20 protein-coding genes are annotated in these 26,274 nt (G+C 66.6%); 8 read left to right on the top strand and 12 right to left on the bottom strand.

The annotated features are described in order from the left end of the window. Positions 1–252, bottom strand: a complete 252-nt coding sequence (gene moaD, locus LT948_RS04145) for a molybdopterin converting factor subunit 1 (protein WP_003093027.1) — start codon at positions 250–252, stop codon at positions 1–3. Next, positions 249–731 (bottom strand): cyclic pyranopterin monophosphate synthase MoaC, encoded by a 483-nt coding sequence (gene moaC / locus LT948_RS04140; RefSeq protein ID WP_003093030.1) that lies wholly within the window; start codon positions 729–731, stop codon positions 249–251. Before moaC ends, moaD begins: the two co-directional genes overlap by 4 nt. A gap of 217 nt (positions 732–948) precedes the next feature. Here moaC and LT948_RS04135 point away from each other — a divergent pair, with 217 nt between their 5' ends. Both LT948_RS04135 and LT948_RS04130 read left to right on the top strand, forming a co-directional pair. After that, positions 949–1,377, top strand: coding sequence for an arsenate reductase ArsC (locus LT948_RS04135; RefSeq protein ID WP_003093032.1), 429 nt, complete (start codon positions 949–951; stop codon positions 1,375–1,377). A 162-nt stretch (positions 1,378–1,539) separates the two neighbouring features. Next, positions 1,540–1,722 carry a hypothetical protein gene (locus tag LT948_RS04130; RefSeq protein ID WP_003110789.1) on the top strand — a complete coding sequence of 61 codons (183 nt, stop codon included), beginning with the start codon at positions 1,540–1,542 and terminating at the stop codon, positions 1,720–1,722. 9 nt (positions 1,723–1,731) lie between these two features. Here LT948_RS04130 and LT948_RS04125 read toward each other — a convergent pair whose 3' ends face one another. After that, on the bottom strand, positions 1,732–2,508 hold the full coding sequence (locus LT948_RS04125; protein ID WP_023092466.1) for a CHAD domain-containing protein: 777 nt from the start codon (positions 2,506–2,508) through the stop codon (positions 1,732–1,734). A gap of 116 nt (positions 2,509–2,624) precedes the next feature. Beyond that, positions 2,625–4,016: a PhoH family protein gene (locus LT948_RS04120; RefSeq protein WP_003093038.1), complete on the bottom strand. Its 1,392-nt coding sequence runs from the start codon at positions 4,014–4,016 to the stop codon at positions 2,625–2,627. Positions 4,017–4,519: 503 nt separating this feature from the next. Between LT948_RS04120 and copA1 the strand changes: the two genes are divergently transcribed. Beyond that, positions 4,520–6,898 carry a copper-translocating P-type ATPase CopA1 gene (gene copA1, locus LT948_RS04115; RefSeq protein WP_003110791.1) on the top strand — a complete coding sequence of 793 codons (2,379 nt, stop codon included), beginning with the start codon at positions 4,520–4,522 and terminating at the stop codon, positions 6,896–6,898. A gap of 31 nt (positions 6,899–6,929) precedes the next feature. Here the strand turns inward: copA1 and LT948_RS04110 are convergent, their stop codons facing one another. The 4 genes from LT948_RS04110 to LT948_RS04095 all read right to left on the bottom strand — a co-directional run bounded on the left by LT948_RS04110 (position 6,930) and on the right by LT948_RS04095 (position 15,231). Beyond that, positions 6,930–9,650, bottom strand: a complete 2,721-nt coding sequence (locus LT948_RS04110; protein ID WP_023092465.1) for a LuxR C-terminal-related transcriptional regulator — start codon at positions 9,648–9,650, stop codon at positions 6,930–6,932. Between the two features lie 333 nt (positions 9,651–9,983). Then, positions 9,984–11,351 (bottom strand): DUF1329 domain-containing protein, encoded by a 1,368-nt coding sequence (locus LT948_RS04105; protein WP_003103009.1) that lies wholly within the window; start codon positions 11,349–11,351, stop codon positions 9,984–9,986. Between the two features lie 60 nt (positions 11,352–11,411). Continuing rightward, positions 11,412–13,337: a DUF1302 domain-containing protein gene (locus LT948_RS04100; protein ID WP_003132618.1), complete on the bottom strand. Its 1,926-nt coding sequence runs from the start codon at positions 13,335–13,337 to the stop codon at positions 11,412–11,414. A gap of 211 nt (positions 13,338–13,548) precedes the next feature. Next, entirely contained in the window at positions 13,549–15,231 is a 1,683-nt protein-coding gene (locus tag LT948_RS04095; RefSeq protein ID WP_003453903.1) for a fatty acid--CoA ligase, read from the bottom strand. 181 nt (positions 15,232–15,412) lie between these two features. Between LT948_RS04095 and LT948_RS04090 the strand changes: the two genes are divergently transcribed. Beyond that, entirely contained in the window at positions 15,413–16,588 is a 1,176-nt protein-coding gene (locus tag LT948_RS04090; RefSeq protein WP_003118278.1) for an acetyl-CoA C-acyltransferase, read from the top strand. Between the two features lie 56 nt (positions 16,589–16,644). Here the strand turns inward: LT948_RS04090 and LT948_RS04085 are convergent, their stop codons facing one another. Next, positions 16,645–17,826, bottom strand: a complete 1,182-nt coding sequence (locus LT948_RS04085; protein ID WP_033996229.1) for an MFS transporter — start codon at positions 17,824–17,826, stop codon at positions 16,645–16,647. A gap of 101 nt (positions 17,827–17,927) precedes the next feature. On the opposite strand from LT948_RS04085, the gene LT948_RS04080 reads away from it, so the two are divergent. Further along, positions 17,928–18,716 (top strand): AraC family transcriptional regulator, encoded by a 789-nt coding sequence (locus LT948_RS04080; RefSeq protein ID WP_003137733.1) that lies wholly within the window; start codon positions 17,928–17,930, stop codon positions 18,714–18,716. A gap of 274 nt (positions 18,717–18,990) precedes the next feature. Here LT948_RS04080 and LT948_RS04075 read toward each other — a convergent pair whose 3' ends face one another. The 3 genes from LT948_RS04075 to cioA are packed head-to-tail and all read right to left on the bottom strand — an operon-like array spanning position 18,991 to position 21,652. Further along, entirely contained in the window at positions 18,991–19,161 is a 171-nt protein-coding gene (locus LT948_RS04075) for a DUF2474 domain-containing protein (RefSeq protein WP_003093052.1), read from the bottom strand. A gap of 13 nt (positions 19,162–19,174) precedes the next feature. Further along, the gene (gene cioB, locus LT948_RS04070) at positions 19,175–20,182 is read right to left on the bottom strand and encodes a cyanide-insensitive cytochrome bd quinol oxidase subunit II (RefSeq protein ID WP_003093053.1); all 1,008 of its coding nucleotides are present in this window, start codon (positions 20,180–20,182) and stop codon (positions 19,175–19,177) included. A gap of 3 nt (positions 20,183–20,185) precedes the next feature. Next, a complete protein-coding gene (cioA, locus tag LT948_RS04065) occupies positions 20,186–21,652 on the bottom strand; it encodes a cyanide-insensitive cytochrome bd quinol oxidase subunit I (RefSeq protein WP_003093054.1) in 1,467 nt (488 codons plus the stop codon). Positions 21,653–22,089: 437 nt separating this feature from the next. Here cioA and LT948_RS04060 point away from each other — a divergent pair, with 437 nt between their 5' ends. The 3 genes from LT948_RS04060 (at position 22,090) to betT (ending at position 26,170) form a co-directional block, all read left to right on the top strand. Beyond that, complete coding sequence (locus LT948_RS04060) at positions 22,090–22,869, top strand: MetQ/NlpA family ABC transporter substrate-binding protein (RefSeq protein ID WP_003093057.1); 780 nt, start codon at positions 22,090–22,092, stop codon at positions 22,867–22,869. A 175-nt stretch (positions 22,870–23,044) separates the two neighbouring features. Beyond that, positions 23,045–24,019, top strand: coding sequence for a sigma 54-interacting transcriptional regulator (locus LT948_RS04055; RefSeq protein WP_073657106.1), 975 nt, complete (start codon positions 23,045–23,047; stop codon positions 24,017–24,019). Positions 24,020–24,208: 189 nt separating this feature from the next. Further along, positions 24,209–26,170 carry a choline BCCT transporter BetT gene (gene betT, locus LT948_RS04050; protein WP_003119234.1) on the top strand — a complete coding sequence of 654 codons (1,962 nt, stop codon included), beginning with the start codon at positions 24,209–24,211 and terminating at the stop codon, positions 26,168–26,170. Positions 26,171–26,274 lie beyond the last annotated feature (104 nt).

The raw sequence follows: 26,274 nt of genomic DNA, 5'->3' as shown, positions 1-26,274 counted from the left end.
TCAACCTCCGGTGACGGTGGGGAAGAAGGCGACTTCGTCGCCGTCCTGCAACGGCTCGTCGAGGCCGCACAGTTCCTGATTGCGCGCGCACATCAGGTTCTGCTCGCCGAGGGTACGCTCCCAGGCCCCGCCGCGCTCCACCAGGAGCTGGCGCAAGGCGCCGAGGGTCGCCAGCCCGGCGTCCCAGTTCAACTGCTCGCCGTCGATGCCGAGGGCTTCGCGGTAACGGGCGAAATACTGCACGCGGATCATGCCTGCCCTTCCTCCTCTTTGCGGTAGTGGCCGCTCTTGCCGCCGAGCTTCTCCAGCAACTGGACCTGCTCGATGACCATCCCGCGGTCCACCGCCTTGCACATGTCGTAGATGGTCAGGGCCGCGACGCTGGCGGCGGTGAGCGCCTCCATCTCCACGCCGGTCTGCCCGGCCAGCCGGCAACGCGCGCGGATGCGCACGGCGTCCGGCGCCTCGGCCTGCAGTTCGAGCTTGACGCTGGTGAGCAGCAGCGGATGGCACAGCGGGATCAGTTCGTGGGTGCGCTTGGCCGCCTGGATGCCGGCGATCCGTGCCACGGCGAAGACGTCGCCCTTGGGATGGCCGCCGTCCTGGATCAGTTGCAGGGTTTCCGGGCGCATGCGCACCACGGCCTCGGCCGTGGCTTCACGGGAGGTCACGGCCTTTTCCGTGACGTCGACCATGTTGGCGCGGCCCTGGGAATCGAGATGGGTCAGCACGTGGGTGCTCCTGATGGAAGGTACTGGCCAGTCATTGTAAGCCCTGGGACGCGAGCGGGGATGGTTTGGCCGGATTCTGAAGGGGAATGATTGTATACAGAAAGAGGTATGCCCTCGTTGGCGAATGACCACCCGGTGAAATTTTCCTGACAGCCCTGCCGGTCCGTGACGATCGGACTAAGATCGCAACAGGCTTCCCGCTCCGGAGAACGGAAAGATGACGGACCGACTGCGCGTACTCTTCGTCTGTATCGCCAATGACGCCCGCTCCCTGATCGCCGAGGCCATCCTGCGGCACACCGACGGCGAACATTTCGCCGCGTTCAGCGCCGGCGTGCGCCCCGCTGGCGTCGACCCGCGCACCCTGAGCGTGCTCGAACACGCCGGCATCCCGACCCAAGGGTTGAGTAGCAAGCCGCTGGAGACCTTCGCCGGGGAGTCCTTCGACTATCTCATCGACCTCTGCGACAAAGACACCGACGAACTCGCACAGTTGCCGCACTCCGCCCAGACCCTCGCCTGGAGCTGCAGCGACCCGACCCTCCAGGAAGGCCTGGAAGGATTCAGCCATGTCCTGCAGGAGCTGAACGACCGGGTCCGGCTGTTCCTGGCAGTGAAGAACCGCCCCCATGGGGAACGCTCCTGAGCCGCGCCACCAGCGACGCCCCAGTCGCCGTGCCTCCCGGCGACCTGCCAGTCCTGACAGGTAGATGAAGGTTTGATGACGTCGTCGAGAAAGCTCGACTAGCGTTGGTCAATACCTATACCGCGCCGGGAGCGCTGGACAGGGCCCACAGGGAGGTGCCCCATGCAACTGCGAATGCACCCTTCGACCAAGGGCGGATGGATCGTCCAGGTCGGCGCCTATCGCATCCCCTTCCATACCGAACGGGAAGGTCGGGAATATCTGCGCAAACTGCGCGAGCGGATCGAAGCCCCCCACGCGCTGCCCGGTTCGCCCAAGCCCCGGATAATCCGCCAGGCCAGGTAGCCGACCCGCTCAGGTGCGGCCGATGGCTTTCCCCAGCAACCTGGCAAGGCGCCGAACGGATTCCTCGGCCCGGTCCAGGGCGGCGGCCTCGGACCTGCGCCATTCCGCGCTCAGGGGGCGCAGGTCGGCCTGCTCTTCGGCCCTGAGGCACCATTGCTGGTGGTCGTGCCAATCCCCCTGCATGGTCTGTAGCGTTTTCAGCGTGTCGAGCACCTTTCCCGGCAGGGGGCAGAGGTCCGGGTAGGCCTCCTGCGAATAACGTGCGCGCTTCACCAACAGGCGGATGTCGTGAAGATCGTGTCCGGGATCGTCGAGCGCCGCCAGCAGCTTGCGCAACTGGTGCCTGATTCGCTTGCTCGCCTCCGCCTCGAGATCGTCGAGGCGACCTTCCGTCATCGCCCGCCGGACACCGTCCGGCCAGGCGTCCAGCGCGTCCAGCAAATCCTTGATCTGTGGACTGCTCCCTGCCTGCCGATACCAGCGGAGCACCGCCTGCCTGCGCAGCGAAGCCGGAATCAGCAGGCCATGGCGCTCCAGCTCGGCCGCCATCACTTCCATGTCGCGGATCGGATTGGTGGCCTGCCCGAGGGCTTTCGCCGCGCGATCCAGGTCCTCGGCCAGAGCCCCCAGGCGCAACGGTTTCAACAGGCTGCGCAGGCGCCTGGCGGCGACGCGCAGATCGTGCAGCGCTTCCGGGTCGGTGCCCTCGACGATCCTGGCATAGGCATGCATGACCTCGACTTCGAGGCCGGAAACGGTGCGAATCACGGATGCGGCGAAAGCCATACGGCGGACTCCCGGAACTGGGGCCCGAAGTCTAGGACATGTTGCAGATCCGTGAACGCCAGCCGCTGCGCCCGGCTCGAGGCCGGGCGCAGCGCAACGCCTGCGACGCCGCGTGGTTACATATGCGCCTCGGCGTACTCCGCCAGCACCGAGCGCGGCACCCCTTGCAGGGTCACGTGCACGCCGTGGGGGAAGTCCTTGAAGCGTTCGGTGAGGTAGGTCAGGCCGGAGCTGGTGGCGGACAGGTAGGGCGTGTCGATCTGCGCCAGGTTGCCCAGGCAGATCACCTTCGAACCGCTGCCGGCGCGGGTGATGATGGTCTTCATCTGGTGCGGCGTGAGGTTCTGGCATTCGTCGATGAGGATCAGGCTCTGCTGGAAGCTGCGCCCGCGGATGTAGTTCAGCGACTTGAACTGCAACGGCACCTTGCTGAGGATGTAGTCGACGCTGCCATGGGTGCATTCGTCGTCCATGTGCAGCGCTTCGAGGTTGTCGGTGATGGCGCCGAGCCAGGGCTCCATCTTTTCCGCCTCGGTGCCGGGCAGGAAACCGATGTCCTCGTCCAGGCCCTGCACGCTGCGGGTGGCGATGATGCGCCGGTAGCGCTTGCTGACCATGGTCTGCTCGATGGCCGCGGCGAGCGCCAGGATGGTCTTGCCGGAACCGGCGGCACCGGACAGGTTGACCAGGTGGATGTCCGGGTCGAGCAGCGCGTACAGCGCCAGCGACTGGTACACGTCGCGTGGCCGCAGGCCCCAGGCTTCCTGGTGCAGGAGCGGCTCCTGGTGCAGGTCGAGGATGGTCAGCTCGTCCTGCTGGATGCCCTTGATCCAGCCGACGAAGCCCTGTTCGTCGACGATGAACTCGTTGATGTGCACCGCCGGCAGGTTGTCGGTGAGCTGCACGCGATGCCAGGTACGGCCGTGGTCCTGGCGGGTCTCGACCTTGCTCACGCGGTCCCAGAAAGAGCCGGCGAGGGAATGGTAGCCGCGCGACAGCAGGGCCACGTCGTCGATCAGCTGGTCGGTGTGGTAGTCCTCCGCGTCCACCCCGCAGGCGCGCGCCTTCAGGCGCATGTTGATGTCCTTGGTCACCAGCACCACGCGTACGCCGCTGTGGCGGCTCTTCAGCTCGACCAACTGGTTGATGATCTTGTTGTCGTTGAGGTGCTCCGGCAGCCAGGTGATGGGCTCGGCACGCTTGCTCATGAGGATCGACAGGCTGCCGCTGGGGCCGTTCTTGCCACGCTGGATCGGTACCCCTCCCTCGACCTGCTCGGGCGTGGCCTCGCCGAGTACCTGGTCGATCAGGCGGATGGCCTGGCGGCACTCGGCGGCGATGGTGTGCTTTCCGGTCTTCAGCTTGTCCAGCTCTTCGAGCACCGTCATCGGGATCGCGACGCGGTGTTCCTGGAAGTTCAACAGGGCATTCGGATCGTGGATCAGGACATTGGTATCGAGGACGTACAGGGTGGGCTGGGTGGGGCGGGAACGTCCGTGGTCATCCATACGCGATCACCTTCTGCTAAGGGCCTGGCGACGGAATGCCGGGTCGGCGCTCCGCCGGGGGGCGAGCCGCCTTCTCTCTTCCGGTGGGGAGAGCCTGACAGCAGAGGTGAGGGCCGGGGCCGCCACCTGTGCTGCAGGGTTCGGCGGTCTACGGTTCCACAAATACCGCAAAAAATATGACGGTAAAAAGTACTTTTCGTCATCAGCAGGTTTTTTTTCCGCAAGCGACGAAATACCTTGGCGCAGCCCTTCGCGAGGTCTAGTGTTATCGGTCCCACCCCTGTGAAAACCCTGCGCTTTTCCGTGCCGCAACGGTTTTCCAGCGCCATTCCCCCTCCCCCCTGCCCCTGCGACATAAAGCCGCCACTGCGCCCTGCGCCGCCTTCCTGTATGAATCCGGGGCTTGACCTTGACACGATGTCAAGGCTGAACCTGGCGACAGATCTCACCGGCGCCTCCCAGGGCGTCTGCGGTGCCACTTCTGTCCATTCCAAGGAGGACTCATGAACAGCGCCACGCTAACCGAGCTCGATCTGCCGGTCAGCGGCATGACTTGCGCGTCCTGCGCCGGCCGTGTCGAACGAGCCCTGAAGAAAGTGCCCGGGGTCGCGGCCGCCTCGGTCAACCTGGCCAGCGAGCAGGCCCGCGTACAGGCCCCGGCGGACAGCCTGCCGGCCCTGGTGGCGGCGGTCGAGCAGGCCGGCTACCAGGTTCCGGCGCGCAGCCTGGAACTGTCCATCGAGGGCATGACCTGCGCCAGTTGCGTCGGCCGGGTCGAGCGGGCGCTGAAGAAGGTGCCCGGCGTACGCGAGGTCAGCGTCAACCTGGCCAGCGAGCGCGCCCACCTCGACCTGCTCGGCGCCGTGGACAGCCAGGCCTTGCTGCAGGCGGTGGAACAGGCCGGCTACAAGGCCCGCCTGCTCGACGCGGGGCAACCACGCCAGGACGATGCCGAGCGCCGCCTGCGCCGCGAACGCTGGTGGGTGATCGCCGCGCTGTTGCTGGCGTTGCCGCTGGTGCTGCCGATGCTGGTGGAATGGGCCGGCCTGCACTGGATGCTGCCGCCGTGGGCGCAGTTCCTCCTGGCGACCCCGGTGCAGTTCGTCATCGGCGCGCGCTTCTATGTCTCCGCCTGGCGCGCGGTGAAAGCCGGTGCCGGCAACATGGACCTGCTGGTCGCCCTCGGCACCAGCGCCGGCTACGGCCTCAGCGTCTACCTCTGGCTGACCGCCCCGCCCGGCCACATGCCGCACCTCTACTTCGAAGCCTCGACCGTGGTGATCGCCCTGATCCTCCTCGGCAAGTACCTGGAAAGCCGCGCCAAGCGCCAGACCGCCAGCGCCATCCGCGCCCTCGAGGCGTTGCGCCCGGAGCGCGCGGTGCGCCTGCGCGACGGTCGCGAGGAAGAGGTGGCGATCGCCGAGTTGCGCCTCGGCGACGAGGTGGTGGTGCGTCCCGGCGAACGCTTCCCGGTGGACGGCGAGGTGCTCGACGGCAGCAGCCACGCCGACGAGGCGCTGATCACCGGCGAGAGCCTGCCGGTGCCCAAGGCTCCCGGCGACAAGGTCACCGGCGGCGCGATCAACGGCGAAGGCCGCCTGCTCCTGCGCACCACCGCGCTCGGCGGGGAAACGGTGCTGGCGAAGATCATCCGCCTGGTGGAAGACGCCCAGGCCGCCAAGGCGCCGATCCAGAAGCTGGTGGACAAGGTCAGCCAGGTCTTCGTCCCGGTGGTGATCCTCATCGCACTGGTCACCCTCGGCGCCTGGCTGGTCGCCGGGGTCGGCCTGGAGCAGGCCCTGGTGAACGCCGTGGCGGTGCTGGTGATCGCCTGCCCCTGCGCCCTCGGCCTGGCCACCCCGACCGCGATCATGGCCGGCACCGGCGTGGCCGCACGCCACGGCATCCTGATCAAGGACGCCGAGTCCCTGGAAGTCGCCCATGCGGTCACCAGCGTGGCCTTCGACAAGACCGGCACCCTGACCTCCGGGCGACCGCAGATCATCCACCTCGGCGGCGACGATCAGGAGCAACTGCTCAGGCTCGCCGGCGCCCTGCAACGCGGCAGCGAGCACCCGCTGGCCAAGGCCGTGCTCGAGCGCTGCGCCGAGCGCGACCTGGAGGTTCCGCCGGTGAACGCCAGCCAGGCCCTCAGCGGTCGCGGCATCCAGGGCGAGGTCGAGGGTCGCCGGCTGGCCCTAGGCAACCGCCGCCTGCTCGACGAGCAGGAACTCAAGCCCGGCGCGCTGGCGAGTGCAGCCGCGGACTGGGAGGCCGAGGGCCGCACCCTGTCCTGGCTGCTGGAACTGGCTCCGGAGAAACGCGTGCTCGGCCTGTTCGCCTTCGGCGACAGCCTCAAGGACGGCGCCGCCGAAGCGGTGGAGGCCCTGCGCGAACGGGATATCCACAGCCACCTGATCACCGGCGACAACCGCGGCAGCGCGGCGGTGGTGGCCAAGGCCCTGGGCATCGACGACGTACACGCGGAAGTGCTGCCGGCGGACAAGGCCGCCACGGTCGCCGAGCTGAAAGGCCGGGGCCGGGTGGTGGCGATGGTCGGCGACGGCATCAACGACGCCCCGGCGCTGGCCGCCGCAGACGTCGGCATCGCCATGGGTGGCGGCACCGACGTGGCCATGCACGCCGCCGGCATCACCCTGATGCGCGGCGACCCGCGCCTGGTGCCGGCGGCGCTGGACATCTCGCGGCGGACCTACGCGAAGATCCGCCAGAACCTGTTCTGGGCCTTCATCTACAACGTGATCGGCATCCCGCTGGCGGCCTTCGGCCTGCTCAACCCGATGGTGGCGGGCGCGGCGATGGCCTTCTCCAGCGTCAGCGTGGTCGGCAACGCCCTGCTCCTGCGACGCTGGAAGCCCTGAGCCAGCACGCCAGGCACATGGGGTGGCGCGCCTAGCGCAACAACCCCATGTGCTTGGCCCGCGCCACCGCCTGGGTGCGGCGCTCGACGCCGAGCTTGTCGTTGATATGGCGGGCGTGGCTCTTCACCGTATGCAGCGAGATGAACAGCCGCTCGCTGATCTCCTGGTTGGACAACCCCTGGGCGATCAGCTCCAGCACCGCCAGTTCGCGCCCGCTGAGCACCTCGCCCGCACTGCCCACGGGCTCGGCGGGCGGCTCCGGCAACAGCGCGCGCATGCGCTGGGCGCCGGGACAGGCAGGGAAGCGCTGCAACTGTTCGCGCAACCATTCCGGCTGCTGCACGAGCAATTCGTGGAGCGGCAGCAAGGCTCCGCCGACTGCGCCCTCCATGGCTTGTTGCAGGGTCGCCAGCGCCTCGCGCTCGCGGCCCTGCTCCAGGTGCAGCGCGGCCAGTTGGCCGAGGGCCAGGCGAGCCGGCAGCAATGCGCCGTTCTCCCGCGTCGAGCGGGCCAGCCGATCCAGACGCCGGGCGGCCTCCTCCGGGCGTCCTTCGCGGCGCTCCAGGCCGGCCTGGAGCAACTCCACATGCAGCGGCAGCAGCGGACTGCATTCCGGCGGCGTGGCCGCCTGCCCGCCGTAGGTGCCGCCCAGGCGCTGTAGCCAGACGCCGGCCAGTTCGGTCTGGCCCTGGGCCAGCCAGAGTTCGCACTTGATCAGGGTGATCGCCGCCAGGTAGTAGATCGGCGGGATATCCCAGGCATGCATCAGCCGCTCGACGTCGCCAAGCCGGGCGAACGCCGCCGCGTAGTTGCCCAGGCGCCCTTCCAGGCTGGCCAGGACGCAATAGCCGATCACCAGGCTGACATCCCGGCAACTGCGGGTTTCCTCGATTCCCTGCTTGATCCACTTGCGCGCTTCGTCCGGCTGCAGCGCCAGGCTGCGCAGGTAGCCGCGGTACAGCAGGAGCCGCCCGCGCACCGCGTAGCGGCGTTGCGCCGGCAGGTGCTGGAGGCGTTCCAGGCCCTGGCGCACCTCCTCCTCAGCGCGCGCCACCTCGCCGCGCGCCTGGAGGACGCGGGCGCGGTCGTAATGGACCAGTGCCTCGAACAGCGGGTTGCCGTAGCGCTGGGCGAACTCCAGGGCGTCGCGGTTGTAGTTGCGCGCCTGCCAGAAGTCGCCACGGGTCACCGCCAGGTTGCTCAGCGTCGACAGGCATTGCAGGCGGGTGCCATAGCGCTCCCCGGCGAGGTCCTGCAAGGCCTCGCGGCAGTGCGCCTCGGCCTTGTCGATGTCGCCGCGGCCGCGCGCGATCACCCCGCTCAGGGCCTGCCACTGGGCCAGCAGGTCGCGCTGCGCAGACTCGTCCGGCGCCGGCAGGAAACGCGCCAGTTGGCCAGCCAGCTCTTCCGCGGCATCCAGCTGGCAGGCCAGCGCCAGCGCCCAGCCGTACAGCAGGATCAGGCGCGGCGTGCTCGCCAGGAGGCTGTCCGGCAGGTCCATCTTCCAGCGCAGCAGGGTGGCGATGTTCTGCTCCGCCAGCAGTTGCTCTTCCGACAGGTTCTGCACCAGGCTCGCCGCCACGTCCGGCTGGCCGGCGCGCAGCGCCTGCTCCACCGCCTGGTCGAGCAGGCCATGGCGGCTGAACCAGCCGCAGGCGCGCAGGTGCAGGGAGCCGGCGGACGGACCGAAGTCGGGCAAGGGACGCGCCAGCAGCAGGTCGGAGAACAGGTGGTGGTAGCGGAACCACTGGCCGTTTTCGTCCAGCGGCACGAGGAAGACCTGGTGCTGCTGCAGGTGGTCGAGGATCGCCGCGCTGTCGCCGGCCTCGCGCACGGTATCGCAGAGTTCGGCGCAGAAGCGCTCGAAGCGTGCGGTCTGGGCGAGGAACGCCTGGACCTCGGACGGCTGCCGCTCGATCACCTCCTCCAGCAGGTAGTCGCGGATCAGCTCGTCGGCGCCGTGTACCCCGGGACTGACCTGCTCCTCTGGATCGCCGCGCGCCAGCAGCCAGAGGCGCAGCCCGGCGACCCAGCCTTCGCTGCGCTCGAGCAGCGCGTCCAGCGCGTCCTCGTCGAGTTCGAGGCCGCTGGCGGCCATCAGCGCCCCGCTCTCCTCGGCGGTCAGGCGCAGGTCCTGTTCGCTGAGTTCGAGCAATTGCCGCGACAGGCGCAGGCGCGCCAGGTGCCAGTCCGGCCGCTGCCGGCTGGTGACCAGCAGCACCAGGCCTTCGGGCAGGTGGTTGAGGAGGAATTGCAGGCAGCGGTCGAGCACCGCGCCCTGGGCCAGGTGGTAGTCGTCCAGCACCAGCAGCAGGGGACGCTGCGGGTCCAGGCAGGGGCCGAGTTCGTCGAGCAGGTCGTCGAGCCAGGTCTCGAAGGCGAACGGCTGGTGGCGCTGGCGCATCTTCAGCAGGCCAAGGGCCTCTTCGCCCAGGGTCGGGTGGTACTGTCGCAAGCCATCGAGCAGGCGTTCGAGGAAACGTCCGGGATCGCTCTCGCGGCTGCTCAGTCCCAGCCAGAGGCTCTGCCAGCGCGGGTCGAGGCTTTCGCAGAACTCGATGGCCAGGGAACTCTTGCCGAATCCGGCGGGCGCAGCGATCAGCAGCAGGCGACCGTCCAGTCCGTCGCGCAGTCGACGGCAAAGACGCGGGCGCGCCACATGGGCCGACGGCAGCGGGGGGCGGAAAAAGCGGTTGGCCGTCGGCAGGACGGCGGATGGAGTGCCCGAGAAGGTACGCGAGAAGTCAGTCATCACCCGGTTTCTTGGTTTATGTATGGGGCGTGAACGCTCCGGAGACTAACCACAAGTGATGGCTATTTGAAGCACTATCCATCGGCTCGGACGAAATAGCGCACCGGCGCTTCAGCTCGATAACCAAGGAAAGACCGGTTTCCCGGCGCGGTCCAGGCGCGGCAAACGTTTCCCGGCCACACAGGTGCCCGCCGGGAGGATGGCGACGACGGAATCCGCGGGCGAGGCGGGAAAACACTTTGTAATGAATTGACGGCCGGAGCGGCAGCGCCACCCGCGAAAACGAAGAAACCGGCACAAGGCCGGTTTCTTCGTGGCTAGGAACGCCGTTTCTCAGCGTACCCCTTCCTGGCGCAACGCCGCCGGAGTGTAGTCGCTTTCCGAAGCGCTGTAGTTGAAGTCGTAGGCCTGTTTCTCCTCGTTCTTCATGCCCAGCGCCAGGTAGCGGCCGGAGAGCAGGTCGTAGAGGGTTTCCACCGCGTACCAGGGCACCTGCTTGTCGTAGTACTGCTCGGCATGCGCCTCGGCCACGCGCCACAGGGTGCCGCGACCGTCGTAATGGTCGATCTCGGCGGCCTGCCAGGTGTCCTCGTCGATGTAGAAGTCACGCTTGGCGTAGATGTGCCGCTCGCCCGGCTTCAGGGTCGCGACCACATGCCAGACGCGGTGCAGCTCGTAGCGGGTCAGGTCCTGGTTGATGTGGCCGGCCTTGACGATTTCGCTGTACTTGATCTTCGGATCGTCGAGCTTGTAGCTGTTGTAGGGAATGTAGATTTCCTTCTTGCCTTCCAGCTTCCAGTCGTAGCGGTCCGGCGCACCGTTGTACATGTCGAAGTTGTCCGAGGTGCGCAGGCCGTCGGCGGCGGTGCCGGGACCGTCGTAGGACACCTGCGGAGCCCGCCGCACGCGGCGCTGGCCGGCGTTGTAGAGCCACGCCAGGCGCGGCTCCTTGACCTGGTTGAGGGTCTCGTGGACCAGCAGCACGTTACCGGCCAGGCGCGAGGGCGCGGTGACCCGCTGTTTGAAGTAGAACAGCACGTTGCTCGGCTTGTTCGGGTTGTAGTCCTTCAGGTTGGTACGGAAGGTGAAGGCATCCTGGAAGTAGACCAGCTGGTAGGAGCCGTTGACCTGCGGAGTGGCCTGGGTCACCAGGCGCCGGACGCTGCCGCCGCGATAGCGGGTGATGTGGTTCCAGATCACCTCCAGGCCGTTCTGCGGGATCGGGAACGGGTTGGCGGTATCGAAGTTCTCCAGGCCGTTGCCGCCTTCCACCAGCTTGGTGGTGGTGGCGTTGCGCTTGGCCGCCTCCTGCACCGCCGCCGGGACGGTGGCGCTGCGGTGGGTCTTGTATACCGGGATCTTGTAGGTATCCGGGTAGCGCTTGAACATGGCCAGTTGGCCGGGAGTCAGCTTGTCCTTGTACTGGTCGACGTTCTGCGCGGTGATGGTGAACAGCGGTTGCTCGCTGGCATAGGGGTTGGCGAGGAAGCCACGGCTGTCGACGCTGCCGGCGTTGGTCGCCAGGCCGCCATCCCAGGCGGGGATGCTGCCGTCGGCGTTGCCGGCCTTCTCCGCCCCCAACGGAGTCAGGCTGGTGCCGAGCTTGGCCGCCTCGTCGGCGGATACCGCCGCCATCACCTGGGTGGCCAGCAGGCTCAGGGCCAGTACACCGGTATGCAGAAGAATCTTCGTTGTTTTCATTCGCTCGTCGTCCTCGTTAAGTCCTGCTCGCCGGCCCGGTTCGCACCGGGCCGGCGTACATCAGAAGTTCATGCCGAAGCTGAGCGCGACGAAGTCGCGATCGTCCACGGTGGTGTACTTGCCGTCGAAGAAGTTGGTGTAGGAGAGGCTCGCGGTGTAGGTGTTCTGGTACTCCGCGTCCACCCCCAGGCTGACCGCCTTGCGGCCTTCCTCGAAGTTGGCGCCGGGGCCGGGCGAATAGCCATCGACGTCGTGCGACCAGGCCACACTGGGCTTGAGGTTCACGCCCATGAACACGTCGTTGTAGTCCCAGATCGCACGGGCGCGATAACCCCATGCGTCCGAGGTGGTATAGCCATCGTTCTCGCAGTAGCGGCTGACGTTGTTCGCTTCGGCGGTGCCCAGCGTGCTGATGTTCAGCGCCTGGCAGCTGGCCAGGCCGGAGATGGTCCCCGGCAGCGGCCCCGGTCCGAAGACCGGGTCACGCCCGTAGCGTGCCTTGGAGGTGCTTTCCAGGCCGCCGACGTGGGTCCAGCCGATCTCGCCCACCAGGGTCAGGCGCTCGGCGCCCATCACCTGGTCGAAGAAGTGCGTCAGGGTGGTCTGCAGTTGGGTGATCTCCTTGCGCCGATAGCCGTGCAGGTCCTGCCCGGCCTGGCCGTTCAGCACCGAGGCGTTGTCGTAGGGGCGGTTGCCGCCGATGCTCACCGGGTCGAGGCCGGCGAAGAGGATGTCGGTGGTGTTCAGCTGCACCGGCGCGTTGGGCCGGTAGCTGACTTCGCCGCTCCACGCGGTGCCGTTGGGCAACGTGGTGGAGAAGCTCAGGCCGAACATGCGGATATCTTCCGGGTACTCGATGAAGTAGCTGGAGTTGCCGGCGGTGGCCGCCGCCGCGGCCTGGGCGGCCAGTGCCGGGTTGATCGCGGCGAGGCGGGTGGCGAGGTCATTGATCGCCGCCATGGTGCTGGCCGAGGCGCCCTGGCCGCTGAAGATCGGCAGGCGGCTGTGGTAGTTCATGTAGTAGGCGCCGAACTCGGTGTTCAGTTCGTCGGCGAAGTAGCGCAGGGCGAAGCCGTACTGGCCGCTGTCGCGAGCGTCGCGGTCCGGCCCGCGGCGGACCAGGATGCCCTCGTCCCAGGGCGACGGGGTAACGCTCAGGCCAGCCCCGGCGAGCACGTTGTTGAGCAGGTTGATGGACGCCTTGTTGTTGGTCAGCACCGCCAGGTTCTGGTCGCAGCCATCGGCCACCACGTCCGGCTGGGAGAAGAAGGTGCCGCAGTTGTCGACCACCGTCTGGTCCCACTCGATCTGGTAGAAGCCTTCGGCGGACAGGTTGTCGGTGAGGTTCTGCGACAGGTAGAACATGTTCACCGGGATCAGGCCTTCCTTGATCTCCGAGCCGGGCCGGCGGAAGGCGGTGACGTCGATCGGGTTGATGGCGCTGATGCCGTTCTGGATGAAGGTGCTCTCGCCCCAGTTCACCACCTGCTTGCCCAGGCGCACGCTGCCCGGCAGATCGCCGATGGCATAGTTGTGGTAGATGAAGGCGTCGAGCAGTTCGGCGCCGGAGGACTTGGCCAGGGTCTTGCGGCCGCTGTCGTCGATGTCCTTGAACTCGCGGTGCTCGTCCTTCAGTTCGAAGTCGTACCAGTACTTGCCGCGCAGGAACACACCGGTATCGCCGTACTTCAGTTCGAGGTCATGGATGCCCTTGAAGACCTTCGAGAACGTTTCCCCACGCTTGAAGTTCAAGTGGCTGTCGTCGGAGGTCTGGGAAAGTCCCTTGCCGCCGTTGTTCACACCGATCAGGTTCTTGTTCGGCTTGGCGGTCGACCAGCTGGCCCCGACCGACAACGCCGAGTCGAAGGAACCTTCGATTTCCCCGATGTTGAAGGTCACCCCAAAGGCCGGAGCCGCCAGCGAGGAAGCCAGGCTGACGGCCAACGGCAACCGGGCCCGACGCGAGAACGGATTACGGGTTGTCATCGACGCTACTCCATGTGTGTTTTTTGTTATGAGTGCGTGGACTATAGCTAGCGCTGCCTGCCGCTTGATCCCTCGAAAGTGTGATTTGCGCGGCGCAACCACTCTGGCTCGCGCCTTTGCGGCGGATGGAGAATGACCGGGCGGTCGCGAAAACGCGGAGACCAAGCGTTTGCTTGGCCTCCGGGCGTTTCAGCGGTGTAGGAAAGCCCCGTCAGACGGTCGACAGGAAGGCGCTGCCAGCTTCCTGCCACTGGGCGATCTCGATACGGATGCGCTTCTTGTCCAGCTTGCCGACGCTGGTCTTGGGAATATCGGTAACAACCGCGATCTGCGAGGGGATCGCCCACTTGTTGATGTTGCCCTGCTCGACGAAAGGCTTGAGGTGCTCCTTCAGGCCCCGGGCGTCCAGTTGCTGGCCCTCGCGCACCACCAGCAGGGCGAACGGGCGCTCGCCCCATTGCGGATCGGGCACCCCGACCACCGCCACTTCGCGTACCGCCGGATGGCGGCTGATCAGGTCTTCCAGCTCCAGGGAGGACAGCCACTCGCCGCCGGTCTTGATCACGTCCTTGATGCGGTCGCGGATCTCGATGAAGCCCATGCCGTCCAGGGTCGCCACGTCGCCGGTGTGCATCCAGCCGCCGCGCCACAACTCCTCGCCGCGCTCGGGTTCGCGGAAATACCCCTGGGTCAGCCATGGCGAGCGCAACACCAGCTCGCCCTGGGACTCGCCGTCGGCCGGGAGGAAGCGGCCCTGTTCGTCCATGATCGCCGCATCCACCAGCGGCACCGGCACGCCGGCCTTGATCCGGTAGGTGGTGCGCTCGTCCTCGCTTCCGGCCAGCAGTTCGTCGTTGAGGTAGGCGCAGGAAATCAGCGGACAGGTCTCCGACATGCCGTAGGCGGCGGTCAGCTGGATGCCGCGCGCCTTGGCCGCCTCGTAGAGCGAGCGGTTCAGCGCGCTCCCGCCGATGATCACCTTCCAGCCCTTGAAGTCCACGCCCTGGGCAGCCCTGGCGTTCATCACCATCTGCAGGATGGTCGGCACGCAGTGGGAGAAGGTGACCTTCTCGCGCTTCCACAGTTCGACCAGCAGTTCCGGATCGTAACGCCCGGGATAGACCTGCTTGACCCCGAGCATGGTCGCCACGTACGGAGTGCCCCAGGCGTGGACATGGAACATCGGGGTGATCGGCATGTACACGTCGCTGGTACCGAGCAGGCGGATGCTGTCCAGGCTGCCGATGGTCGAAGCCATCGCCAGGGTGTGCAGGACCAGTTGCCGGTGGCTGAAATACACACCTTTCGGATTGCCGGTGGTGCCGGTGGTGTAGAAGGTGGTGGCGATGGAGTTCTCGTCGAAATCGGGGAAGTCGTAGCGCGGGCTGGCCGCGGCCAGCAGCGACTCGTATTCGCCGACCAGGCCGGGCAGTTCCGCGCTCTTCTCCGTGCCGTCGGTGAGCAGGATGGTCCGCTCCACCGTGGCCAGCTGCCCCGCCACCGCCTGGTAGAGCGGGACGAACTCGCTGTTCACCAGCACGAAGCGATCCTCGGCGTGGTTCATGGTGTAGAGGATCTGCTCCGGGGAGAGGCGGATATTGATGGTATGCAGCACCGCCCCGATCATCGGGATGGCGAACATGCATTCCAGGTAGCGATGGCTGTCCCAGTCCATCACCGCCACCGTGTCGCCGGCCTTCACCCCGGCCTCGCTGAGTACGTTGGCCAGGCGCGCGACGCGCTCGTTGAAGGTGGCGTAGCTGTAGCGCACCTGGTCGCGGTAGACGATTTCATGACTCTTTTCGTAACGACGGCCGGAAAGCATCAGGCTCTTGATCAGCAACGGATACTGATAAGCGCCGGCGGCGGCCGGGATGAGACGGGTCTTCAGCATGGGGCGTACACCTGGGAGCGGGTTCGTTGTCAGGATGAGGCCGACTCTAGAGCCGTCGGCGGGCTTTGTTCATCAGTCAAAAGAGTGATTTGCCCCGTGACCTTTCGGAGCCTCCCGGTCACAAGATAGAATCCGCCCACTGAATCGTTCAGACCCTATCCAGAACAAGAGGTAACGTTCCATGTCCGATATCGTCATCGTCGCCGGCGCCCGTACTCCCATGGGCGGCTTCCAGGGCAGCCTGGCCGGCGTTTCCGCGGTCGACCTGGGTGCCGTCGTGATCCGCGAAGCGGTGCAGCGCGCCGGCATCGCCGCCGAGGACGTACAGGAAGTGATCATGGGTTGCGTCCTGCCCGCCGGCCTGAAGCAGGGCCCGGCCCGCCAGGCCGCGCTGGCGGCCGGCCTGCCCGCCGCCACCGGCTGCACCACCATCAACAAGCTGTGCGGCTCGGGGATGAAGGCGGTGATGCTGGCCCACGACCTGCTCAAGGCTGGCACCAACCAGGTGATGGTCGCCGGTGGCATGGAAAGCATGTCCAACGCGCCCTATGTCCTGGAGAAAGCCCGCAGCGGCCTGCGCATGGGCCACGGCGAGATCAAGGACCACATGTTCCTCGACGGCCTGGAGGACGCCCGTACCGGCCGTTTGATGGGTTCGTTCGCCCAGGAGACCGCCGACAAGTACGGCGTGACCCGCGAGGAGATGGACGCCTATGCCATCGAATCGCTCAAGCGCGCCCAGGCCGCCATCGCCGATGGCTCGCTGGCGGCGGAAATCGTCCCGGTCACCGTCACCAGCCGCAAGGGCGAGAGCGTGGTGAAGGACGACGAGCAACCGCTGACCGCCAACCTGGAGAAGATCCCCAGCCTCAGGCCGGCGTTCCGCAAGGACGGTACCATCACCGCCGCCAATGCCAGCTCGATCTCCGACGGCGCCTCCGCGCTGGTCCTGATGACCGCCGAGGAAGCCCAGCGCCGTGGCCTGAAGCCGCTGGCGCGAATCGTCGGCCATGCCACCCAGAGCCAGGACCCGAGCGAGTTCACCCTGGCGCCGATCGGCGCGATGACCAACCTGTTCGCCAGGACCGGCTGGAGCAAGGACGACGTCGACCTGTTCGAGATCAACGAAGCCTTCGCCATGGTCACCATGCTCGCCATGCGCGAACACGGCCTCGATCATGCCAAGGTCAATGTCTATGGCGGCGCCTGCGCCCAGGGCCATCCGGTCGGCTCCACCGGCTCGCGGATCATCCTCACCCTGATCAACGCCCTGCGCCAGAAAGGCGGCAAGCGCGGCGTCGCCTCGCTGTGCATCGGCGGCGGCGAAGCCACCGCCGTGGCGCTCGAACTGCTCTGATACGGCGTTGAGCCATCGGCGCCCGGCCGGCTCGCGCTGTCCGGGCGCCCTCTTCCTCAGGTGCCCACCGCGGCGCTGCGCGCCGGACGCGGAAACACCAGCGCCGCGGCGAAGGTCAGCGCGGCGAAGCCCGCCAGTACCAGGTACAACCCCAGCAGCCCCTGCCGTGGCTCCAGGTAGGCGATCATCGGGATCGCCGCCGCGCTGGCGCCGAACGACAGGAAATAGCGCAGGGCGAAGACCCGCGCCTGCCACTGCGGCGCGACGAAGTGGGCGACCATCGCGTCGTTCACCGTCACCTGGCCGAACACCGCGAACATGAACAGCGCGCCGAACAGTACCACCGCGCTGCCGTGGCCGCAGGCCAGGGCCAGCAGCAGCGGCACCTGGCAGAAGGTGAGGAAGACGAACGGCAACTTCAGGTTCAGGCGATCGATCAGGCGGCCCATGATCAGTTGCGCCACCGCGCCGAAGGCATAGGCCAGGCTGACCACCACGCCAAGGGTCTGCGGCGACGCCAGCAAGTCGCTCAGGCGCTCCTGGAACAGCTTCGGGTAGGTCACGGTGCTGGCGTTGAACACCACCCCGCCGGTGGCGGTGACCAGCGCCAGCACGCCGAACACCCGGCGCATCGACAGACCCTCGCTGTCCTCGCCACGCGCCGCGGCCTTGGCCGACAGGTGCGGCGATGGCTCCTCGCGCACGCAGAAGAAAAAGCCGATGCCGAGCAGGATGGCCACCCCGCCGGGCAGGATGAACGCCGCGCGCCAGCCGAAGTGCGCGGTGAGAAAGCCGGTAAGCAGCGCGGCGAAGGCGACCCCGAGGTTACCCCACATGCCGTTGATGCCGATCTCGCGGCCGCGGTTCTCCGCGTGTGCCACCAGCATCGCGGTGCCGACCGGGTGGTAGATCGCGGCGAACACCCCGATCAGGGTCAGCCCGGTCACCAGCATCGGTACGCTGCCGGCCAGCCCGGTGAGCAGCACGGCGGCGCCGATGCCGAAGAAGAACAGCAGCATCATCCGCCGCCGGCTCCAGGTATCGCCCAGCCAGCCGGCCGGCAGCGAACAGGCGCCGAAGGCGATGAAACCGCCCAGCGACAGGCCGATCAGACCGGCGTAGTCGAGGTCGAAGCTGCCGGCCATGCCGAGCACGGCGGCGGGGAAGATCAGCATGAACATGTGGTCGATGACATGCGCGGCGTTGATGAAGCGGATAACGGTTCGAGGTCGGTTCATGGCGTGCGGTCTGAATGGTCGGTGAGGAATGGGCGTCATGACCCGGGCATGATAGGTTGACCGAAAAGCGCAGACAGGACAGCGAGGTCATCGAAACGGACATGCTGATCGAGCACCGCCCGGACGGCCTGCTGGCCGCCATCTCCCTCGACTTCCCCGACAGCCATCACCTGGGGCGGCATTTCCACCCGCAGGCGCAGTTCCTCTACGCCGCTCGCGGCCTGATGCGCCTGGCCACCCACCACGGCGCCTGGGTGATCCCGCCGACCCGCGCGGTATGGATTCCGCCCCGGGTGGAGCACGAGATATTCATGTCCGGCGAGGTGCACATGCGCACCCTGTTCATCGAGCAACCCGAAACGCCGACACCGCTAAGCGACTGTTGCGTACTGGCGGTGACGCCGCTGCTGCGGGAAATGATCCTGCGCGCCATCCACCTCGAGAGCCAGCCGCGCCTGGACGACTTCCGCCAGCGCCTGCAAGGGCTGATCCTCAGCGAGATCGCCAACCTCGAACGGATGCCGCTGTACCTGCCGATGCCCCGCGACCGCCGCTTGCAGGCGATCTGCCAGGCATTGCTGAAACAGCCGGAACTGGGGCTGACCCTCGATGACTGGGGCCTGCGGGTCGGCGCCAGCTCGCGCACCCTGGCGCGGCTGTTCGCCCAGGAATTGCAGATGAGCTTCCATGAGTGGCGCCAGCAACTGCGCCTGACCGAAGCCCTGCCGCGCCTGCTGGCCGGCGACAGCGTGCAGGTGGTCGCCCGCGACCTCGGCTACGGCAGTACGCGGGCCTTCAGCAGCATGTTCCGCCGCCTGCTCGGCGAAACCCCGCGCGACTACCTGGGGCGACTGGAGCAACTGGCACGGGTCAGGGGCCGCGAGGACTGATGCCCCACGGCGCAACGCCAAGCAACCGCGAATCGGCGGATAACGCCTGCGGCGTCATTCGCCCTACCAAGGCGCCGCTAGGGCGCATCCGCCGCCAAGGCTCCCGTAGGGCGCATAACCGCAGCGCGGTTATCCGCCATGGTGCAAGGCGGGAACGCGAGGATTGACGCCCTACGGCGCAACACCAAGCACTGGCGGATCGGCGGACAAAAAGAAGCCCTCCAGCGGAGGGCTCTCGGAAAAGGGCGCCGGAGCGCCCGGATGGGATCGTCGATCAGTGCGGAACGCCCAGCCCCGCCGCGCTCATGAACAGGCGCATCAGCCAGGCGGCGACGCCCAGGGCCAGCACGCTGGCGGTCCAGATACCCGCCAACCAGGCCAGGCGTCGCCAGAGCGGTGGTTTGGCCGCGCTATCTCGTTCGGGATGACTCGGCGTACGGACCATATGCGGCGCCTCCTCAGTGATAGCCATCGCCGTGCTTCACCTTGCCGCGGAACACGTAGTAGCTCCAGGCGGTGTAGCCGAGGATGAAGGGAATGATGAACAGCGCGCCGACCAGCATGAAGCCCTGGCTCTGCGGCGGCGCCGAGGCCTCCCAGATGCTCACCGCCGGCGGGATGATGTTCGGCCACAGGCTGATCCCCAGGCCGCTGTAGCCGAGGAAGATCAACACCAGGGTGAGCACGAACGGCTTCACGTGGTCGTTGTTGGCCACCGAGCGCAGCAGCGCATAGAAGGTCACCAGGACCAGGATCGGCACCGGCAGGAACCAGAACAGGTTCGGCAGGCTGAACCAGCGTGCGGCGATCTCGGCATGGGCCAGCGGCGTCCACAGGCTGACCACCCCGATGATCGCCAGCAGCACCAGCGCCAGCGGGCGCGCCAGGTCGTGCATGCGCTCCTGCAGGCGGCCTTCGGTCTTCATGATCAGCCAGGTGCAGCCAAGCAGGGTGTAGGCGACGATCAGGGCCAGGCCGCAGAACAGCGGGAACGGCGCGATCCAGTCCAGCGAACCGCCGGCGAAGCTGCGGTTCTCCACCGGGATGCCTTCGATGAAGGCGCCCAGCGCCACGCCCTGGAAGAAGGTCGCCACCAGCGAACCGCCGATGAACGCCTTGTCCCAGATGTGCTGCTTGGCCGGCTTGGCCTTGAAGCGGAACTCGAAGGCGACGCCGCGGAAGATCAGCCCGACGAGCATGAAGATCAACGGCAGGTAGAGCGCCGACAGGACCACCGCGTAGGCCAGCGGGAAGGCCCCGAACAACGCCGCGCCGCCCAGCACCAGCCAGGTCTCGTTGCCGTCCCAGACCGGCGCCACGGTGTTCATCATCACATCGCGGTCGCCGCTGTCCTTGAAGAACGGATAGAGCATGCCGATGCCCAGGTCGAAGCCGTCCATCACCACGTACATCATGATGCCGAAGATGATGATGACCGCCCAGATGAGGGGAAGATCGATACCCATGTCTCAGTTCCTCTTGTCCTGGTCGCGGTCGGCCGCTTGCGCGTGGCCGTCGTGCTCTTCGTCGAAACCTTCGCCGGCGGCCGACAACGGCCGCGCCGGCGTGCGCTTCTGCCCGGCGCCTCCCGGGTTGGTCTCGCGTCCCTCATGGGTGACCGGGCCCTTGCGCACCAGGCGCATCATGTAGCCGATGCCGACGCCGAACAGCGAGAAGTACACCACCACGAAGGTCAGCAGGGTCAGGCTCATCTGCGTCACGCTCTGCGCCGAGGAGGCGTCGGCGGTGCGCATCAGCCCGTAGACCACCCAGGGCTGGCGGCCCATCTCAGTGGTGAACCAGCCGGCGAGGATCGCGATCAGGCCGGACGGTCCCATCAGCAGGGTCAGGCGCAGGAAGGCCTTCGAGTTGAACAGCTTGTCCTGGCCGCGCCAGCGCAGCCACAGGCTCCAGACGCCGACCAGGATCATCAGCATGCCGAGGCCGGCCATGATCCGGAACGACCAGAACACCACGGTGGAGTTCGGCCGGTCTTCCGGCGGGAAGTCCTTCAGCGCCGGGATCGGCTCGGTCAGGCTGTGCTTGAGGATCAGGCTGCCGAGCACCGGGATCTCCACCTTGAAGCGGGTTTCCTCGCGCTGCATGTCCGGCCAGCCGAACAGGATCAGCGGGGTCGGCTCGCCGCTGCTGTTGTCCCAGTGGCCTTCCATCGCGGCGATCTTCGCCGGCTGGTGCTCCAGGGTGTTGAGGCCATGGGCGTCGCCGATCAGCGCCTGTACCGGGGCGACGATCAGCGCCATCCACATGGCCATCGAGAGCATCTTGCGGATCGCCGGGTTGTCGCGCCCGCGCAGCAGGTGCCAGGCGGCCGAGGCGCCGACGAAGAAGGCGGTGGCGAGGAACGCGGCGACCGACATGTGCAGCAGGCGGTAGGGGAACGACGGGTTGAAGATCACCGCCACCCAGTCCACCGGGATCACCCGACCGTCGACGATCTCGAAGCCCTGCGGGGTCTGCATCCAGCTGTTGGAAGCGAGGATCCAGAACGTCGAGATCAGCGTGCCGATCGCCACCATCACCGTGGCGAAGAAATGCAGGCCCGGTCCCACGCGGTTCCAGCCGAACAGCATGACACCGAGGAAACCGGCCTCGAGGAAGAACGCGGTGAGCACCTCGTAGGTCAGCAGCGGACCGGTGATGGACCCGGCGAAGTCGGAGAAATGGCTCCAGTTGGTGCCGAACTGGTACGCCATGACCAGCCCGGACACCACGCCCATGCCGAAGTTGACCGCGAAAATCTTCGACCAGAAATGATAGAGGTCGCGGTAGACCTCTTCGTTCGTTTTCAGCCAGAGGCCTTCCAGTACGGCCAGGTAGCTGGCCAACCCGATGGTGATCGCCGGGAAGATGATGTGGAAGGACACGGTGAACGCGAACTGGATGCGGGCAAGGTCGATAGCCTCCAATCCGAACATGGCAACTCCTCTTCAGGTTCTCGGCCCTTCCGGCTTACGTGCGGATTCGGCCGTGCTTCCTCACGCGCAACGCTACGCAAGGTTTTAGAACACATCCTTCAGCTATCGTTCTTGTCATTGGAAAGCGACCGCAGCCCTGGATGGCAGGAATGCGGGAAGGGTCGCAAGCAGATTCCCGGACCACCCGCCTTGATGCAGAGCAATTCGGTACGAAAATCTTACCCGTTAGCCTAGACCGTCCTGCTGTGGTCGGTTGTCGCGAGACAAATTGCCTCAGCTCTCGCATATTCATTAATAGAATATAAAAATAAATAAATAATATTTTTATGGAATAAAAAGAGTCGCTACTCTCCCCTTCAAGCCGCCCCTCGCGTGTTGGCGCCCCTCCTTCACCGCCCTGCGCGCAGCGGCGGACATCGCCCTACAAGGATCGAAGAATGAAAAAACTGCTCCTGCTGACTGCCCTGGCCTCCGTCATCAGCGTTTCCGCCAGCGCCGCGGAAAAGCTCATCGTCGCCGCCACGCCGATCCCCCATGCGGAAATCCTTGAGCTGATCAAGCCGACCCTGGCGAAGGAAGGCGTCGACCTGCAGATCAAGGTGTTCACCGACTACGTGCAGCCCAACGTGCAGGTCGCCGAGAAGCGCCTGGACGCCAACTACTTCCAGACCCTGCCGTACCTGGAGAACTTCAACAAAGGCAAGGGCACCAACCTGGTCACCGTGGTCGGCGTACACGTCGAACCCTTCGGTGGCTATTCGAGGAAATACAAGTCGCTGGCCGAGCTGCCCGACGGCGCCACCGTCGCCATCCCCAACGAAGGCAGCAACAGCGGGCGCGCCCTGCTGCTGTTGCAGAAGGCCGGCCTGCTCAAGCTGAAGGACCCGAACAACGCCCTGGCCACGCCCAAGGACATCGCCGAGAACCCGAAGAACCTGAAGTTCAAGGAACTCGAATCGGCCCTGTTGCCGCGCGTGCTGGACCAGGTCGACCTGGACCTTATCAACACCAACTACGCGCTGGAGGCCAAGCTCAACCCGGCCAAGGACGCGCTGGTCCTGGAAGACCGCGACTCGCCCTATGTGAACTACCTGGTGGCGCGTCCGGACAACAAGGACAGCGACGCCCTGAAGAAGCTTTCCGCCGCGCTGACCAGCCCGGAAGTGAAAGCCTTCATCGAGAAGAAATATGCCGGCGCGGTGGTCCCGGCCTTCTGACCCCAGCCCGTCCCGACTCCCACGCTGGGCGCCGTTGCAGCGCCCCTTGTTCACGCCGGTGTCGCATGGCTTGCACCGGCGTTTCTTTTTCCGCAACGGCCCCCGCCCGCAGCCGTCCCGGTCCGTCGTCGCGGCGCAGGCGCTGGAGGCGCCCCGTGCCGTCAAGGAGTTACCCATGAGCGAGAAACCACGCCCCGCGCCGTTGACCTTCCCCGACGCCGACCGCAGTCCGCTGAGCATCCGCGCCAAGGCCCTGGTGTTCTTCGACCCACGCTCGCACCGGGTCCGCGAAGAACTCGAGCGCCTCGCGCCGCAGGGCCAGCCGGTGCTGATCGAAGGCGAGACCGGCACCGGCAAGGAGCTGCTCGCCCGGCAGATCCACCGCCACAGCGAACGCGCCGGTCTGTTCGTCGCGGTCAGTTGCAGCGCCCTCAGTCGCAACCACGCCGAAGCCGAGCTGTTCGGCTACGCCCCCGGCGCCCACAACGGCCCGGTCGGCAGCCGCGCCGGCTGGTTCGGTTCGGCCAATGGCGGCACCCTGTACCTGGACGAGATCGGCGACCTGCCGCTGACGTTGCAGGCCAGGCTGCTACAGACGCTGGAGGAACGCGAGGTGCTGCGGGTCGGCGCGCAGCAGCCGATTCCCCATGACGTGCGCCTGGTCACCGCCACCAGCGTCGACCTGGACCAGGCGGTGCGCGCCGGCAAGTTCCTGGCCGGCCTGCAGCAGTACCTGCACGACGGCCGCCTGAGCCTGCCGCCATTGCGCGAACGTCCGGGAGACATCCTGCCGCTGGCGGAATACTTCATCGGCGTCTATGCCCAGCGCCTGGACCTGCCGGTGCCGGCCATCGGCGTGGAAACCCAGCGGGTCCTCGAGAGCTATCCCTGGCCAGGCAACATCCGCGAGCTGGAAAACGTCGTCCACTTCGCCCTGCTGGTCTGCGACAAGGAAGAAATCCTGCCGCAGCATCTGAATTTTGGCGGGGCAACGCCAGACCCATCGCTGGCCGGTCTGCGGCGCCTGCTCGGCCAAGCCAGAGCGCCGTCGCTGGAGCAGGTACAGGCCCTGCTCCTGCAACTGGCCACCGAGCAGGCAGGCGGCGACGAGGAGGCGGGAAGGCGGCGCCTGGGACTGGCGGCGAACTGAAGGAATCCTTCGGCGAACGTGCGGGAAAAGCGCGGCGCCGAAGGCTTCCATACGTCCGAAGGATTGGCTCCCGAGCCCTTGATCGTGTTTATATTGAACGCTTGATCAAATTAAGGACGAGGAGACCAGCCTGTTTTGACTGACGCACAATCGCCCTCCGCCACCCCCTCCACCCCCACGCCCATCCGCATGAATCCCCCGGTGTTCTACGGTGCGGCGATCCTGATCCTGCTGTTCGCCGCGGTGGTCATCGGCTTCCCCCAGCGCGCCGGCGAATGGCTGCTGGCCGCACAGACCTGGGCCTCGCAGACCGTCGGTTGGTACTACCTGCTGGCGATGACGCTGTACCTGATCTTCGTGGTGGTCACCGCGCTTTCCGGCTACGGCAAGATCAAGCTCGGTGCCGACCACGACGAGCCGGAATTCAGCTACCTGTCCTGGGCCGGCATGCTGTTCGCCGCCGGCATCAGCATCACCCTGTTCTTCTTCTGCGTATCCGAGCCGTTGACCCACTTCCTCCAGCCGCCGCAAGGCGAGGCCGGAACCCAGGAAGCCGCGCGGCAGGCCATGGAACTGCTGTTCCTGCACTGGGGCCTGCACGGCTGGGGCGTGTTCGCCCTGGTGGCGATGGCCCTGGCCTACTTCGCCTACCGCCACAACCTGCCACTGGCCCTGCGCTCGGCGCTCTACCCGTTGATCGGCAAGCGCATCAACGGGCCGATCGGCTACACGGTGGACTGCTTCGGCATCATCGCCACGGTGTTCGGCCTCGGCGCCGACATGGGCTTCGGCGTGCTCCAGCTCAACTCCGGGCTGGACTACCTGTACGCCATCCCGCATACCCACCCGGTGCAGATGGCGCTCATCGTGCTGATGATGGGCGCGGCGATCTCGGTGGCGGTCTCCGGGGTCGACAAGGGCATCCGCATCCTCTCCGACATCAACATGCTGCTGGCCTGCAGCCTGCTGCTGTTCGTGCTGTTCGCCGGTCCGACCCAGCACCTGCTCAACACCCTGGTGCAGAACGTCGGCGACTACCTCGGCCACCTGCCGGGCAAGAGCTTCGACCTCTACGCCTACGGTGGTCCCAGCGACTGGCTGGGCTCGTGGACGGTGTTCTACTGGGCCTGGTGGATCGCCTGGGCGCCCTTCGTCGGCCTGTTCATCGCGCGCATCTCGCGCGGCCGGACGATCCGCGAATTCGTCTTCGGCGTGCTGTTCATCCCGCTCGGCTTCACCCTGGCGTGGATGTCGATCTTCGGCAACAGCGCCCTGGAGCAGGCCCTCGGCGGCGCCAGCGAACTCGGCCGGGTGGCCATCGAGCAGCCGTCGATGGCCCTCTACCAGATGCTCCAGAACTACCCCTGGAGCCGCGCGGTGATCACCGTCACTGTGCTGGTCAGCTTCGTCTTCTTCGTCACCTCGGCGGACTCCGGCACCGTGGTCCTCTCCACCCTCTCCGCCCACGGCGGCAGCGCCGACGACGACGGACCGAAGTGGCTGCGGGTGTTCTGGGGCTCGGTCACCGCGCTGGTCACCGGCGGGCTGCTGTTCGCCGGCAGCATCGACGCGCTGAAGTCGGCGGTGGTGCTGACCTCCCTGCCCTTCTCGCTGATCCTGCTATTGATGATGTGGGGCCTGCACAAGGCCTTCTACATGGAGTCGCAGCGCCAGCGGGCGCGGAGCCACTCCCTGGCGCCGCTGATGAGCGGCAACGGCAAGCGCTCCGGCGGCTGGAAGCGACGCCTGTCGCAGGCCGTGCACTTCCCCTCGCGGGACGAGGTGTACCGCTTCATGAACGATGTGGTGCGCCCGGCGATCAGCGAGGTTTCCGAGGTGTTCCGCGAGAAGGGCCTGGCGGTGGACGCCCAGCTCGACCCGGGCAACGCCTCGCTGAGCCTGGAGATCGGTCATGGCGAGCAGCATCGGTTCCTCTACCAGGTGCTGATGCGCGGCTACTTCACGCCGTCCTTCGCGCGTGCCGGCATGGGCGGCCTGCACCTGAAGAATCGCCGCTACTTCCGTGCCGAGGTGCATCTCGCCGAAGGTAGCCAGGACTACGACCTGATGGGCTACACCAAGGAGCAGATCATCAACGACATGCTCGACCAGTACGAGCGGCACCTGCAGTTCCTGCACCTGGTGCGTTGAGCGCAGGAAAAGGGGCGCGCGCAGGGCGCCCCTTCCCTCATCCTCCGTCCCTGACCGCAGGGAATGACGCTAGCGGCAACATCCCCTCCCCGTGCAGCCACGAA

Origin of the sequence: Pseudomonas sp. CP-1 (genome assembly GCF_021213715.1) — a bacterium.
GTDB lineage: Bacteria > Pseudomonadota > Gammaproteobacteria > Pseudomonadales > Pseudomonadaceae > Pseudomonas > Pseudomonas aeruginosa.
The sequence above is the reverse complement of the archived record's forward strand: the minus strand, read 5'-3'. Positions and strand labels throughout refer to the sequence as shown.